Raw genomic sequence first — 14799 nt, 5'->3', positions numbered from 1 at the left:
GGCTGAAATGGAAACAAGGATTGAATTGAAACAAGGATGGAAAATTTTGCAGGATGTTCATGATACAGGGGAAAAGATCGGGCTTTATGCTGCCAGGGAAGCAGATACTTCCGTAGGTTCCCAGGTGTCTGAATGGGAGGAACTGGAGGAACTGAAACATCTGCAGCTTATCTATGCCAGACAGCCATATTTCGGGCGTGAACTGAGATATTTCAATCAGGCACCCTGGTGGTACAAAACAGAGTTTGAAGTTCCGGATCAGAAAGTTACGGATGCTGTCCTTAAATTTACCAATGTGGATTATTATGGAAAAGTATGGCTTAACGGAGAATTTCTTGGAGAGCATGAAGGATATTCCGCTCCATTTTCCTTTAATGTAAAAGATAAGCTTGTTTTTGGAAAGAAAAATTATCTCATTGTAAAGGTAAGTTCTCCATGGGATGATGAGGTGGAGCTGGATGCACAGGATTCCAGAACCACCCTGGTAAAAAGAAATATGGTAAAAGGTACCTACGAACATTCTGATACATTTATCCAGAGAGATGTAAATCCTGTAGGAATCTACGGAAAAGTGGAGCTGATCCTGACAGAAGAAGGTGTTCTGGAAGATCAGACAGATCTGAAGTATGAACTGGATCCAGATGGAAAGAAAGCAGACGTATATGTGGAAACTGAAGCGCGAGGTCTGAAATCCGGGGAGACATATGATTTTAATGTAAAGATCCGGGAAAAAGAGTCCGGTCTTATAAAGGCAGAAAAAACTGTTCAGATAATGGCAGAGAAAGCAGAGACAGGTTTTAAATGTGAGCTTAAAGTGGAAGATGTCAGACTGTGGTCCACATGGGATCATGGTTATCCCTGGATGTATCAGGCAGAACTTACGTTAAGCAGGGGAAAAGACATACTGAGCAGCAGAACAACGAATTTTGCTTTCCGGGACATTCAGATTGAGCGTAATGAAAAAATAACAAGATTCTGGCTTAATAACAGGAAGCTGTATATAAGAGGAACCTCTTATTTTCCGGATTGTTATATTTCCGCAATGACAAGGGAACGGTACCTGAGAGATCTTCTTAATGTAAAGGCGGCAGGTTTTAACCTGGTACGAGTACATGTCCACACAGAGCAGGAAGTTTTTTATGATCTGTGTGACGAGCTGGGAATTGCAGTTCTTCAGGATTCGGAGTACAACTGGACGCATCCTTCAACAGATGAATGGGCGCAGAGATTTGCAGATGTTTACAGAGAAAATGTGAAACTTCTGAAGCATCATCCGTCTCTGATCTGCTGGATCATTATGAATGAACCGGGATGTGTTGATCCGGATGGAAATGTGAGAAGGAGATTTATGGAGGAAAATCCGGGACCTGCTCTGTATAGGGAGGTACAGAAGATGGATCCGGGCAGACCGATCATCAAGGGTTCTTTCTGCGAAGATGATCCGCTTAGCGGGGACAGCCACAATTATCTGGGTTCTTTAAGCGGTGGAGAATATGCAGATATTTATGAGCAGACAGAAAAGCTGAATACAGAGTACGGATTTGATGCACCGGGCAGCAGTGAAAATCTGAAAACTGTTCCGGCGGTATATCATCGTCTGGAAAAACTGGTGGATGATATCCCGAAGATCCAGGAATATCAGTATAAGCTTCTGAAATATTATACAGAGCATTACAGGATCCAGAAATATGAACCTTGCTCAGGATATGTACAGTTTATGTTTATCGACCTGTGTCCTCAGAGCTTCTACGGTTTATATGACTGGTGGGGAATTCCCAAAAAGGGTCTTCAGGCTATACTGGAAAGCAACGCACCAGTGGGTGTTTTTGCAAAGCACAAAGATTATCTGGACAGTCTGTATATTGTAAATGATACAGATGGAGCTCTGGGAGAGTGTGAACTTACATGGATCATTACAGAAACATTGAACGGAGAACTGGTGGAAAAGGGAAGTGTTAAAGCAGAAGTTCCGGCAGACAGCCGTGTCATGGTAAAAACCTTTGAGAAAGAATACGGAAAAGGCAAGAAGTGGAACCTTACACTAATTCTTTCTGATAATAGCGGTAAATGTATGGCAAAGAATACCTATCAGGATATCTGTACTTTGCTTTCAAGAGTTGATGGGCATCCGGACCGTATGAGCCATGAGTTTGGAATGAGACTCTACTGGGCCTGAGATATCTGCAGCTCACAGGCACTTTCATCCTTGACTTGTGTCAAAAATCACAACATGTTATACTTTGTGTATAAAGGAAGATTTTAGGCGTGGAAGGAGCGATATTATATGCGTTTACAGAAAGTACAGGATGCTCTGAACAAAAAAAATATCAAATTCGAATACACAGAGGAAGATGGTTGCGGAAGTCTGGATTTCATGTTCCGTGGACTGAAATTCCATGTATGGGAATACGAGGACAACGGTTGGGGTGCCGAGACCAATATTTATGCGGCTGGAAGAAGTGAGGACATTGACGGAGATTATGAAGAGAAGATTTCTGCAGAGATTCTTTCCTGGCCGGATATGATCAATAACTGAATATAATAATATTGAATAAAGTGGCTGTAACTGAACGGATACGCTCAGTTACAGCTACTTTTTATCGGAGAAAAGTTTTCTGAAGAACTATAGCTGTACGTTCAGGTATTCACTGGGAGACATCTGACAGTTCTTTTTAAAAACCTTGCTGAAGTAATTTCCATTGCTGAAACCAAGATGCCAGGCAATGTCGTCGAGAGTTATATCCGTAGACTGCAGAAGCCGTTTCACCTCGGTGAGCTTTAACTGCATAGTATAGGAAAAAAGATTCTGACGTTTTTTTAAAACAATCTGGACAGATGCTCCTTACTTAGAAAAAAGATTCTGCAATATCGGCCAGGGAGATATTTTCCAGATAATGTGCATTGATATAATCAAAAACATCACTGATTACCCTACTGGTGAACGCAGAGCAGGGTTCGGGTGATGAAGCAGAATCGGAAGTCCAAGTTTTGCCTGCTTCACTTTCCAACTGAGAAATTGTGGCTGAAAGCGCATTGTTCAAATTCTGGGGATCAACAGGCTTCAGTATGTAATCAATAACACCGGCCTGGATCGCAAGTCTTGTATATTTGAAATCGCTGAATCCGCTGATCACACTGATTTTGCTGTCGATGTGAAGTTCTTCCGGCTTTTTTTAGAGCTGTATTCCGTCCATGACGGGCATTTTCATATCTGTGATAATAATGTCAGGATGCTCTTTGAGAATGATCTTCAGGCCATCTTCGGCATTATCTGCTTCCAGAAGATCAATGTTTGCTCGGATTTATCCCATGGTGTTTTGAACTTCCGGATAAGGGATATGAAGAAGCTTGGGAGCAGATTGTGAATCCGGAAGGTTTTGCCTCCCCCTGTGGCCCTACAACTGCGGAACAGAGACATCCACGGTACGGAGGCAGATTATGAATGTCTGTGGGACGGTCCATCCTAGCCATTTTCAACGACACAGACACAGACAGCAATGGCAAATCTTCTGAAAGATTATCCGCAGACTTATGTGACAAATATGGTCTATCCGTAAGGTTTTTGGTTGTTACTGAAAAAGATTTCATGGTTCAGGATTCCACATCAGTGACATTGATCTCATCCTGGAATCCGTCAGTATAATGCAGTTCATAATCTTCTGTGATAAAAACGGCCTGCACGCCTTTTTTCTCTGCAAATTTCAGCCCGTCTTTCAGGCCAAGGGCGAAACAGGTGGTGCTTAAGGCATCGCCGTCCACAGACTGGTCGGAGATGATCGTCACAGAAATCAGGCCGTTATCATAAGGATAGCCGGTTTGGGGATTCAGGATATGATGATATAATTTACCGCCCTGCTTAAAGCACCTCTCATAAATCCCAGAGGATACAACGGATTTTCCGGCGATATCCATAACAGCCTCTGTTTCATTGCGATCTGCAAAGGGCTTCTGGATGCCTACTTTGAAGGGAGTGCCGTCAGGCTTCGAGCCGATGCAGAGGACATTGCCGCCAAGGTTGATGATAGCACTGTTTACGCCTTTTTTTACCAGAAAATCTTTCAGGCGGTCTGCAATATAGCCTTTGGCAATGGCGCCTACATCGAACTGGATGTCATCAGAGGGAAGTGTGATATCCTGCCCGCCAATGGTGACGCCGTCGGAGCTGCACAGGGGGAGAACTTTCTGAATATCTGCATCATCCGGAGCCTTCGGGTCTTCTGCTGTGAAATCCCAGAGAGAGGTCAAAGGCGCAATGGCGATGTCAAAGGCACCGTCGGACTCCCTGGTGATATCGAGTCCTTCGGAAAGCAGAGCGGCAAGGTCTTCAGATATATGCCAGGTGTCTGCTGTGCCGCTGACCGGATATGGAGTAGTCTGCCGGTCGGTATTGGAATCTTTATCCGATGTATCTTTGCGGTGATTTAATTTATAAAGCTCGCTTTTCTCATTTGTCCGGCTGAAGACCAGCTCATATTTATCGCACAGTGCCAGACAGTCATCCAGGAGAGCTTTATCCTGAGAATCGTAAATTGTGATCTGTACAGCTGTATTCAATTTGATACTGCTGATACTGATGGGCTGATTTCCGGTGGTGGATGTATCTGCATCCGTGATATTTCCGCAGCCTGTGAAAAGGAGCATTGGACAGACAAGGACTGTGCACAATATTAAATAGAAGAAACGGGAATGCGAGCGGCTTCTTTTGGAATGAAAAAAATAAGTTGACATAATATTCTCCTGCTTTCTGATTGACTGACTTAACTGAAGAGCATTTATTTGATGCAAATCTATGTAGTACATGTGGATGGGGTTATTCACTTAACCGGATCAAGCAGCGACGCGGATTGCGGATATACGCTTGACCGACATCGGACAGATTTATGAAATCTCATTATACCATGTATTTCTGAAATCAGAAAGGCATATGCCTGTCGCAAAAATCATTGTATTTTGCAATAATATAAGATATAATTTCTCCGAAAAAAGGACATATTTGCTATGGATGCTATGGATCCGAATGATTGACCGGAATTTTTACAGATAAAAGGAGAAAATTTTCATGATAAAAGTAATTGCAAGTGATATGGACGGCACACTTCTTGGTGATGACCACAGGATCGCACCGGAAACCCTTGCGGCGGTCAGGCGTGCCTGCGATGCGGGAATCCGCTTTATGGTTGCCACCGGCCGGAATTTCCCCGGTGCCATGGAGGAACTGAAGGGAACAGAGCTGACCTGTGATTATGTGGTGAGCAGCGGTGCTGAAGTACGAAATCCGCAGCAGGAGGTTGTAAAGAGTACACCGATCTCTATTGAGCTGTGTGAGGAGGTTTACAATACGGCAAAAAAATACCCGGTATCTGTAGCATTTTTTACGGATCGCTATGATTACCGTATTGGAACAAAGAAAGAAATTGAAGACGGGATCATTCAGCAGATCCGTCTTTTCAATATGGACATAGATACCAGCGAGGAGATTGTACGGAAATCCCCGCAGTACCGCAGGATCGCCGGAAACACGAAAGGGATTTCCGATATCCGTTCCCTGGAGAGCAGCGGTGCGCCGGTATATAAGATCTTCATTTTTGCGGCAGATGTGGAGCAGCTGGAGAAACTCAGCGATGAGCTGAAAGAAAATCCAGCCGTTGCAGTGGCTTCTTCCTTTATATATAATCAGGAGATTACAGCAGTAGAGGCGCAGAAAGGCCCGGTGCTGAAAGAATATATCGAGTCTCTGGGTTATACCATGGATGAGGTGATGGTCCTTGGTGACAGCCTTAATGATTATTCCATGATTTCCATGGATTTCGGCGCAACTGTTGCAATGGAAAACGCAGTTCCGGAGATTAAAAGAGCAGCAAAATACATCACAAAGAACAACAATGAATTTGGTGTGGCCTATGCTATTGATCAGGTTCTGGAACGCCAGGGAAAATAGTTTTTCCCCCTTTTGAAAAAGTGTCATATATATTATAATGTAGAAAGATGAATACAGAAAAGCGAAAGGCTTGCGTTCCGGTGTATGAAGCAGAGTGGAATGAGAAGTTTCGCTTTACAAAAAACACAGACAAAGAGAGGAAATCACGATGGAAAAAATGAAAAATGTTTATATTATGGATCACCCGCTGATCAAACACAAAATTTCAATGCTCCGTGATAAAAATACAGGAACAAACGAGTTCCGTAAACTGGTGGAGGAAATCGGAATCCTGATGGGATATGAGGCGCTTCGTGATCTTCCTACAGAGGAAGTGGAAATCGAGACACCGATAGAAACCTGTAAGACACCGATGATCTCAGGTAAGAAGCTGGCAGTGATCCCGGTCCTCCGTGCAGGACTTGGAATGGTAAACAGCATTCTCACACTGGTACCGTCTGCAAAGGTCGGACATGTGGGACTTTACCGTGATCCGGTAACACATGAGCCCCATGAGTATTACTGTAAGCTTCCTGAATCTATTGACGAGCGTATTTCAGTGATCGTTGATCCGATGCTTGCAACCGGCGGTTCTGCCGAAGCTGCCATTGATTTTGTCAAGAAACAGGGCGGAAAGAATATCAAGTTTATGTGCATCATCGCAGCTCCTGAGGGACTGAAACGACTTCACGAGGCACATCCGGATGTACAGATCTACTGTGGTTCCCTTGACAGAGAGCTCAATGAGAACGCTTATATCTGCCCGGGACTTGGAGATGCCGGAGACCGTATTTTTGGTACTAAATAATTTTGAAAAAATCTAAAAAAATACTTGACACACCCGGCACTGTTATGGTATTGTACCTAAGAACGCTGCCGAAGACAGTAGGTGCCGTAAGGCATAAGGATCAAAACGCCTACCGAGGTCCAAGTATTCTGAGTTAAGATTACACAAGGCCTTATTGCGAAGCAGTAAGGTCTTTTTTTAAACAGATTGACTTATTGCGACGGCGGTATACAAAATCTATAAGGAGGTGTACCATTTCATGGCAAAAGTAGAACTGAAACAACCAATCGTAGAAGAGATCTCTAACAGCATTAAAGACGCACAGTCTGTTGTACTTGTAAACTACAGCGGTCTTACAGTTGAGCAGGATACAATTCTTCGTAAAGAGTTAAGAGAAGCTGGTGTTCAGTACAAGGTATATAAAAATACCATGATGCGTCGTGCATTCGAGGGTACAGCATTTGAGAGCCTCAGTGATCATTTACATGGCACAAATGCGATCGCTATCTCCGAGACAGACGCAACTGCTCCGGCAAGAATCCTTGCTAAATATGCAAAACAGTTCCCGGCACTGGAGCTGATCGCAGGTGTAGTTGAAGGTAACTACAATGATCAGGCCGGAATTCAGGCACTGTCCACAATTCCTTCAAGAGAGGAACTTCTTGGAAAACTGCTTGGAAGCATGCAGTCTCCGATCGCAAACTTCGCTCGTGTGCTTAATCAGATCGCAGAGCAGAACGGCGGAGCTGACGCAGCAGCTGCTGAGTAATCCCAGCAACGTGCAATTGGCGGCATAACGACCGCATGATTATTAATTAAAATTTATAAATGGAGGGAAATTAAAATGGCAAAATTAACAACAGAAGAATTTATTGCAGCAATCAAAGAATTATCTGTATTAGAGTTAAATGACCTTGTAAAAGCTTGTGAGGAAGAGTTCGGCGTTTCCGCAGCAGCAGGTGTTGTTGTAGCAGCAGCAGGTGCAGCAGGCGAGGCAGCTGAGGAGAAAGATGAGTTTGACGTAGAGCTTACAGAGGTTGGCGCTAACAAAGTTAAAGTTATCAAAGTTGTTCGTGAGGTTACAGGTCTTGGACTTAAAGAGGCTAAAGCTATCGTTGATGGTGCTCCGAAGGTTGTTAAAGAGGGCGCATCCAAAGCTGAGGCTGAGGACATCAAAACTAAACTTGAGGCTGAGGGAGCTAAGGTTACACTTAAATAATCCAGTCAGAATAAGAGCTTTGAGGCTGTTGTGCCTGCCGGTTTACCGGCGGCACAGCAGCTTTTTTAGTGAAAAAATCCAGGGTAAATCTTGCTTTTTGAAGAAAAAGAAAGGATAATAAAGGAGACAGGAAAGGGTGGATGGAATATGAAACGAAAAATAATGGCCTGTATCCTTGCTGCTGCGTTGGGAATCACAGGAGTTTCTTTTCCGACGGCAGCCAAGACAGTGTCTGTCGGAAAAAATGTAAAAAATATAAATGTAAACGTGAAAAATCCTCTGGATGAACTTCGGGCTCAGGAAGCTGCAATGCAGCAGCAGGAGGAGCTTGAAGAAGAGGAAAATATGCCGGAACAGGATCTGGATCCGCTTGTGCTGGATAACGATGGCAGTGTGGTTCCTGCATCACAGGCATCCTGGACAAAAATAGAGTCAGGTGCTGTAGAAGCAGTGGATGTATCAGAGGCACCGGGGGATGAGGAAATATCGGAAAATTCAACTGAAGACACATTTTCAGATGGAAGCACAGATGGAGATTTTGACACAAATAAGAATATTTCTGACAATGCAGCAACGGAAGCTGGCAGTGAGGATATTCAGACAGCAGATGGCAGTATCAGCGGAGAATTGCCGGCAGATTTTTCCGAAGGAACGGAGAACGGCGATAACGGTTCCGAAGAACTTCAGCTTCAGCAGGAAAACGGTAATGTAGAAAACGTCGCAGAGCCGGATAATAATAAAGCTGATGAAGGCGCAGGTCAGGCACAGGCTGATTTTACAGATGATGCCAATGCTGCTGGGGATTTTTCCGCAGGAGATGCTTCAGATGGAGAACTTGGAACTTATCAGACTGTGACTCTGGAAGTTGAGGAAGGACAGGATATCACAGCACCCTTGAACACACTGTTTCTTGAACTGAAAGATCAGGCCACAGATGAAAATCCCTGCAAGATCATAATTCCACCGGGAAATTATGAACTGACAGGTACACTTTGCATGTACAGTAATATGTACTTATATGCAAGAGACGCTAATATTACAAAAACGTCTACCACCAAACATCTGATCCTCCGTCTTGGAAATACCAAAGATTCAGAAGGCGGATATGATGGATATCGCAACATTGTGATCGATGGAGGAACCTGGGACTACAATTATCAGTGTGTGGAAAATAAGGATGCACCAGGCGGATTTGTGGGATTTTGCATTGGACATGCTACGAATGTTACGATTAAAAATGCTACATTTCTTAATAATCTGAAATCTCATTTTCTGGAATTTGGCGGAGTGAAAAATGCCAAGATCACAGGCTGTACATTCAGTGGCTATTATAAGAATTATGTGGAAGGCGGACAGGAATGTATTCAGATCGACTGCTGTACAGATGAGAGCAATGTTTTTCCGCAGTACAGACCTTATGATGGAACGACCTGTGAAGATTTTGTGATCGATGGAAATGTGTTCGAAGATGTCTTTACAGGGCTGGGAACGCACAGTATGATGTCCGGAAAAACATATAAAAGGATCACAGTTACGAATAATACTTTCCATAATGTAAAAAAACGCTGTATAAGGTTTATGAATTATGAAGATTCTACAGCAGAAAATAATACCATGGTAAATGTGGGAAATGGAGTGGACATTTCTTCTGTGAGCAGCAATACACACCAGACGCCAGGCTATGATGATGGGCCGGACATGCTGAAAAACAGGAATCTTCGTGTGGCAGGAAACTACATCAGTCTTGCCAGAACTACCAGCATTGGTGGAATTGCATGGATCTGCAGTGGTATAAAAGTTTTAGGCTATAATATGAAAAAAGATGGAGCTGTGATCCCTAAAAAGATATATCCGGTGAAAGGTGTGACTGTAGAAGATAATCAGATCAGCGGATATGGAAACGGAATCAGCATGTCTCTTACTGACACAGATACCGTAACAGATAATCAGGTAACAATGAAAAAAACTTCTTCATATTCCAATTTTGGGATTTATGCCCAGGATTCCAGAGGAAGCGTTATCAGCAGGAATACAGTGTCCGGAACTGCAAATACGGGAATTTATCTCTCCGGTTCTGTCTATGCAGCAGGATCAGAACAGAGAAATCTTGTAGAGCAGAATACTGTTTCCGGAGCAGGCGGAGATGGAATTTATCTGCAATCTGTAAATACTTCATCCACTGCACAGAAGAATACTGTTAAATCAGTGGCCGGCTCGGGAATACGTGTAAATGCAGGAAAGAACAATAATGTTCTTGGTAATATCTGTTTATCCAACAAAAATCATGGCGTGAAAATTGAGTATGTGGCCGGCGGAGTCAGGGTAAAAAGCAATCGTGTGACATCAAATGCAAAAAGTGGTATTTTGCTCTGGAAATCAAAAGTATTCGAAGTATCAGGAAACCGTGCGGAGAAAAATACGGGGAATGGTGTTTATGCATATGCATCTGTAATACCGGTCATGAAAAAGAATACATTTTGCGAAAACGGAAAGGTTCAGGCGGTATATGTAAAAAGCTGCAAAGGATGGAACGGCATCAACCGTCCTTCATGCAGAACTGTTACATCAAGAAGTACAGCTATAAGCGGAACTGCATCAGGTAGCCAGACAGTTATTGCATATGTGCAGCGTTCCGGAAAACAGACAAAGCTGGGTGTATCATCCGTAAACAAAAAGAAACAGTACGTTATTAAAATAAAGAAGCAAAAAAAGAATACTGCTCTGAAACTTGTCTCAAAAGATAAATACGGAAATACAGTAACAGTAAATACTGTTGTGAAGTAAGTATGTGTGATAAAAAAGATTCTGTTCCGGATATCCATACATCGTATGTATAGAAGGAACAGAATCTTTTTTTTGAAAAATGTAAAAAAATCAAAAAAAGTGCTTGACACACTTTTTTTCTTATGTTAAAGTGGAGGATGCTATATTATGGCTAGATATGCCTGCCTAAAGGTCAGGCGGGATCATGTTGTAATAAATAATAAAAAAACAGGGGTGAAACGTCAATGGAAAAAAACAGAATTCGTTCTGTAAAAACTGGAAAAAGCATGCGTATGAGCTACCAGAGACAAAAAGAAGTCCTGGAAATGCCAAACCTGATCGAAGTTCAGAAAGATTCCTACCAGTGGTTTCTTGACGAAGGTTTAAAAGAAGTATTTGATGATATTTCTCCGATCGCAGATTACGGCGGAAAGCTCAGTCTGGAATTCATCGATTTCACATACGATGAAAAAGATGCAAAATATTCCATCGAGCAGTGTAAAGAACGTGACGTGACTTATGCCGCACCTTTGAAGGTTCGAGTAAGGCTGATCAATAAGGAAACAGAAGAGATCAACGAACACGAGATTTTCATGGGAGATTTACCGCTGATGACAGCTACGGGTACCTTTGTTATCAATGGTGCTGAGCGTGTTATTGTCAGCCAGTTAGTACGTTCCCCTGGAATCTACTACGCGATCGCTCATGATAAGCTTGGTAAGAGACTGTTTTCCAGTACTGTAATTCCGAACAGAGGTGCATGGCTGGAGTACGAGACAGATTCAAATGATGTATTTTATGTACGTGTAGACAGAACAAGAAAGGTTCCGATCACTGTTCTGATCCGTGCACTGGGCATTGGAACCAATGCTGAGATCATCGATCTGTTTGGTGAAGAGCCAAAGATCCTTGCCAGCTTTACAAAGGATACCTCCACAAACTATCAGGAAGGTCTCCTTGAGCTGTATAAGAAGATCCGTCCGGGCGAGCCGCTTGCAGTAGAGAGCGCAGAGAGCCTGATCATGGCAATGTTCTTCGATCCGAGAAGATATGACCTTGCCAAAGTCGGACGTTATAAATTTAATAAGAAGCTTCATTTCAATAAACGTATCGTAGGCCACAAGCTTTCCCAGGATGTTGTAGATACAACAACAGGTGAGATCCTTGCTGAGGCTGAGACACTTGTTACAAAAGAGCTTGCTGATACATTACAGAATTCCGCAGTTCCGTACGTATGGATCCAGGGTGAGGAGAGAGAGATCAAAGTTCTTTCTAGCCTTATGGTTGATATCCGTCACTATCTGCCGGAGCTTGAGGATCCGAAGTCCCTGGGTGTTACAGAATTAGTATACTACCCAGTGCTCGAAAAAATTCTGGAAGAAAATGACACATTTGAGGACAGATGTGATGCGATCAAACGTGATATCCACGACCTGATCCCGAAACACATCACCAAGGAAGATATCCTTGCGTCCATTAACTACAATATGCATCTGGAGTATGGCCTTGGTAACGATGATGATATCGACCACCTGGGCAACCGTCGTATCCGTGCTGTCGGTGAGTTGCTTCAGAATCAGTACCGCATCGGTCTTTCCAGACTTGAGCGTGTGGTACGTGAGAGAATGACAACACAGGACACAGAGAGTATTTCTCCGCAGTCCCTGATCAATATCAAACCTGTAACTGCAGCAGTAAAAGAGTTCTTCGGTTCTTCCCAGCTGTCACAGTTCATGGATCAGAACAACCCGCTTGGAGAGCTGACTCACAAGAGAAGACTTTCCGCACTGGGACCTGGCGGTCTGTCACGAGACAGAGCCGGATTCGAGGTTCGAGACGTACATTATTCCCACTATGGAAGAATGTGCCCGATCGAGACTCCTGAGGGACCGAACATCGGTCTTATCAACTCCCTTGCATCCTATGCAAGGATCAATCAGTACGGCTTCGTAGAGGCTCCGTACAGAAAGATCGACAAAACAGATCCTTCCAACCCGCGTGTAACCGATGAGGTTGTATACATGACAGCGGATGAGGAAGATAATTACCATGTAGCACAGGCGAATGAGCCGCTGGATGAAGAGGGACACTTCATTCATAAGAACGTTTCCGGTCGTTACCGCGAGGAGACACAGGAGTACGAGCAGCACATGTTCGATTACATGGATGTATCTCCGCGAATGGTATTCTCCGTTGCTACAGCCCTGATTCCGTTCCTGCAGAACGATGATGCGAACCGTGCGCTGATGGGATCCAACATGCAGCGTCAGGCCGTTCCGCTTCTTACAACAGAGGCTCCGGTTGTTGGTACAGGTATGGAGACCAAGACAGCTGTTGACTCCGGTGTATGCGTTGTTGCAAGAAAAGCAGGTACAGTACTTCGTTCCACATCTACAGATATCTCTATCAAGAATGATGACGGAACAAAAGATGATTATCATCTGACTAAATTCATGCGAAGCAACCAGAGCAACTGCTACAACCAGAGACCGATCGTGTTCCAAGGTGAGCATGTTGAGGCAGGACAGGTTATCGCGGATGGCCCGTCTACATCCAATGGTGAGCTTGCACTTGGTAAGAACCCGCTGATCGGATTTATGACCTGGGAGGGTTATAACTACGAGGATGCTGTTCTTCTTAGTGAGAAACTGGTACAGAATGATGTTTATACATCTGTCCATATTGAGGAATATGAGGCAGAATCCCGTGATACCAAGCTGGGACCGGAAGAGATCACACGTGACGTTCCGGGTGTCGGCGATGACGCTCTGAAGGATCTGGATGAGCGCGGTATCATCCGTATCGGTGCTGAGGTACGTGCCGGTGATATCCTTGTCGGTAAGGTTACTCCTAAGGGAGAGACTGAGCTTACTGCTGAGGAGCGTCTCCTTCGTGCTATCTTCGGTGAGAAGGCAAGAGAGGTACGTGATACTTCCCTTAAGGTACCGCACGGTGAGTATGGTATTATCGTAGATGCCAAGGTATTTACAAGAGAGAACGGCGATGAGCTGAGCCCTGGAGTAAATCAGGCAGTACGTATTTATATTGCACAGAAGAGAAAGATCTCCGTTGGTGATAAGATGGCTGGTCGTCATGGTAACAAGGGTGTCGTTTCCCGTGTACTTCCGGTTGAGGATATGCCATTCCTTCCAAACGGACGTCCTCTTGATATCGTGCTGAATCCTCTGGGTGTACCTTCCCGAATGAACATCGGACAGGTCCTGGAGATCCACTTGAGCCTTGCTGCCAAAGCACTTGGCTTCAATATTGCAACACCTGTATTCGATGGCGCAAACGAGGTTGATATCCAGGATACTCTGGAGCTTGCCAACGATTACGTTAATACGGAAGACTTTGAGGAATTCCGTGAGAAATATAAAGACATCCTTGCACCGGATGTTATGCAGTATCTCGATGAGAATAAAGCTCACAGAGCACTCTGGAAGGGCGTTCCGATCTCCAGAGATGGTAAGGTAAGACTTCGTGACGGACGAACAGGCGAGTACTTCGACAGCCCTGTAACGATCGGTCACATGCACTACCTGAAGCTGCATCATCTGGTAGATGATAAGATCCATGCACGTTCCACGGGTCCATACTCCCTGGTAACACAGCAGCCTCTGGGTGGTAAAGCTCAGTTCGGTGGACAGCGTTTCGGAGAGATGGAGGTTTGGGCACTGGAGGCATATGGTGCTTCCTACACACTGCAGGAGATCCTGACAGTGAAGTCTGATGATGTGATCGGACGTGTTAAGACCTATGAAGCGATCATCAAAGGTGACAACATTCCTGAGCCAGGTATTCCTGAGTCCTTTAAGGTACTTCTTAAAGAGCTTCAGTCTCTTGGTCTGGATGTACGTGTGCTCAGCGAGGACGGATCAGAGGTACACATTATGGAAACCTCTGATTACGGAGATACTGATCTTCGTCATGTCATCGAGGGCGATTCCAGAGGACGCAGAGATGAGGAGTCCTTCGGTAAACACGGCTACACCAAGCAGGAGTTCAGCGGAGAAGAGCTTGTCAATGTAGAAGAAGATGAGGACATGGAAGACGAAGATGATATGATCGAGTTTGAAGAGTCCTTTGATGATGAGGAATAAGAAAGGGGAA

At 44.2% G+C, this 14799-nt stretch carries 11 protein-coding genes and 1 other annotated feature; of the genes, 8 read left to right on the top strand and 3 right to left on the bottom strand.

Annotated elements, in window-relative coordinates; genetic code table 11:
• Positions 1-7: 7 nt before the first annotated feature.
• Positions 8-2176 (top strand): glycoside hydrolase family 2 TIM barrel-domain containing protein, encoded by a 2169-nt coding sequence (locus DW694_RS08555; protein ID WP_114001822.1) that lies wholly within the window; start codon positions 8-10, stop codon positions 2174-2176.
• 108 nt (positions 2177-2284) lie between these two features.
• Positions 2285-2536 (top strand): hypothetical protein, encoded by a 252-nt coding sequence (locus DW694_RS08550; protein ID WP_044961921.1) that lies wholly within the window; start codon positions 2285-2287, stop codon positions 2534-2536.
• An 87-nt stretch (positions 2537-2623) separates the two neighbouring features.
• Here the strand turns inward: DW694_RS08550 and DW694_RS08545 are convergent, their stop codons facing one another.
• The 3 genes from DW694_RS08545 to DW694_RS08530 form a co-directional block, all read right to left on the bottom strand.
• The gene (locus DW694_RS08545; RefSeq protein WP_255363757.1) at positions 2624-2827 is read right to left on the bottom strand and encodes a helix-turn-helix domain-containing protein; all 204 of its coding nucleotides are present in this window, start codon (positions 2825-2827) and stop codon (positions 2624-2626) included.
• 346 nt (positions 2828-3173) lie between these two features.
• Positions 3174-3281 carry a response regulator gene (locus tag DW694_RS17425; protein ID WP_180211352.1) on the bottom strand — a complete coding sequence of 36 codons (108 nt, stop codon included), beginning with the start codon at positions 3279-3281 and terminating at the stop codon, positions 3174-3176.
• A gap of 310 nt (positions 3282-3591) precedes the next feature.
• On the bottom strand, positions 3592-4728 hold the full coding sequence (locus DW694_RS08530) for an FAD:protein FMN transferase (RefSeq protein WP_049947012.1): 1137 nt from the start codon (positions 4726-4728) through the stop codon (positions 3592-3594).
• Positions 4729-5059: 331 nt separating this feature from the next.
• Here DW694_RS08530 and DW694_RS08525 point away from each other — a divergent pair, with 331 nt between their 5' ends.
• From DW694_RS08525 to DW694_RS08500, 6 genes are all read left to right on the top strand, one after another.
• Positions 5060-5938, top strand: a complete 879-nt coding sequence (locus tag DW694_RS08525; RefSeq protein WP_021652201.1) for a Cof-type HAD-IIB family hydrolase — start codon at positions 5060-5062, stop codon at positions 5936-5938.
• 157 nt (positions 5939-6095) lie between these two features.
• Positions 6096-6725, top strand: coding sequence for a uracil phosphoribosyltransferase (gene upp / locus DW694_RS08520; RefSeq protein WP_044961929.1), 630 nt, complete (start codon positions 6096-6098; stop codon positions 6723-6725).
• A gap of 50 nt (positions 6726-6775) precedes the next feature.
• Positions 6776-6912 (top strand) — a sequence feature (ribosomal protein L10 leader region).
• A 51-nt stretch (positions 6913-6963) separates the two neighbouring features.
• On the top strand, positions 6964-7473 hold the full coding sequence (gene rplJ / locus DW694_RS08515) for a 50S ribosomal protein L10 (RefSeq protein WP_021652200.1): 510 nt from the start codon (positions 6964-6966) through the stop codon (positions 7471-7473).
• A 75-nt stretch (positions 7474-7548) separates the two neighbouring features.
• Positions 7549-7923 (top strand): 50S ribosomal protein L7/L12, encoded by a 375-nt coding sequence (gene rplL, locus DW694_RS08510; RefSeq protein ID WP_015526302.1) that lies wholly within the window; start codon positions 7549-7551, stop codon positions 7921-7923.
• 147 nt (positions 7924-8070) lie between these two features.
• A complete protein-coding gene (locus tag DW694_RS08505; RefSeq protein ID WP_147420726.1) occupies positions 8071-10707 on the top strand; it encodes a right-handed parallel beta-helix repeat-containing protein in 2637 nt (878 codons plus the stop codon).
• 224 nt (positions 10708-10931) lie between these two features.
• Positions 10932-14789, top strand: a complete 3858-nt coding sequence (locus DW694_RS08500) for a DNA-directed RNA polymerase subunit beta (protein WP_021652198.1) — start codon at positions 10932-10934, stop codon at positions 14787-14789.
• Positions 14790-14799 lie beyond the last annotated feature (10 nt).

Source organism: Ruminococcus sp. AM26-12LB (assembly GCF_003480785.1).
Taxonomy (GTDB): domain Bacteria; phylum Bacillota; class Clostridia; order Lachnospirales; family Lachnospiraceae; genus Blautia_A; species Blautia_A fusiformis.
This window is presented reverse-complemented; position numbering and strand designations above follow the sequence as displayed.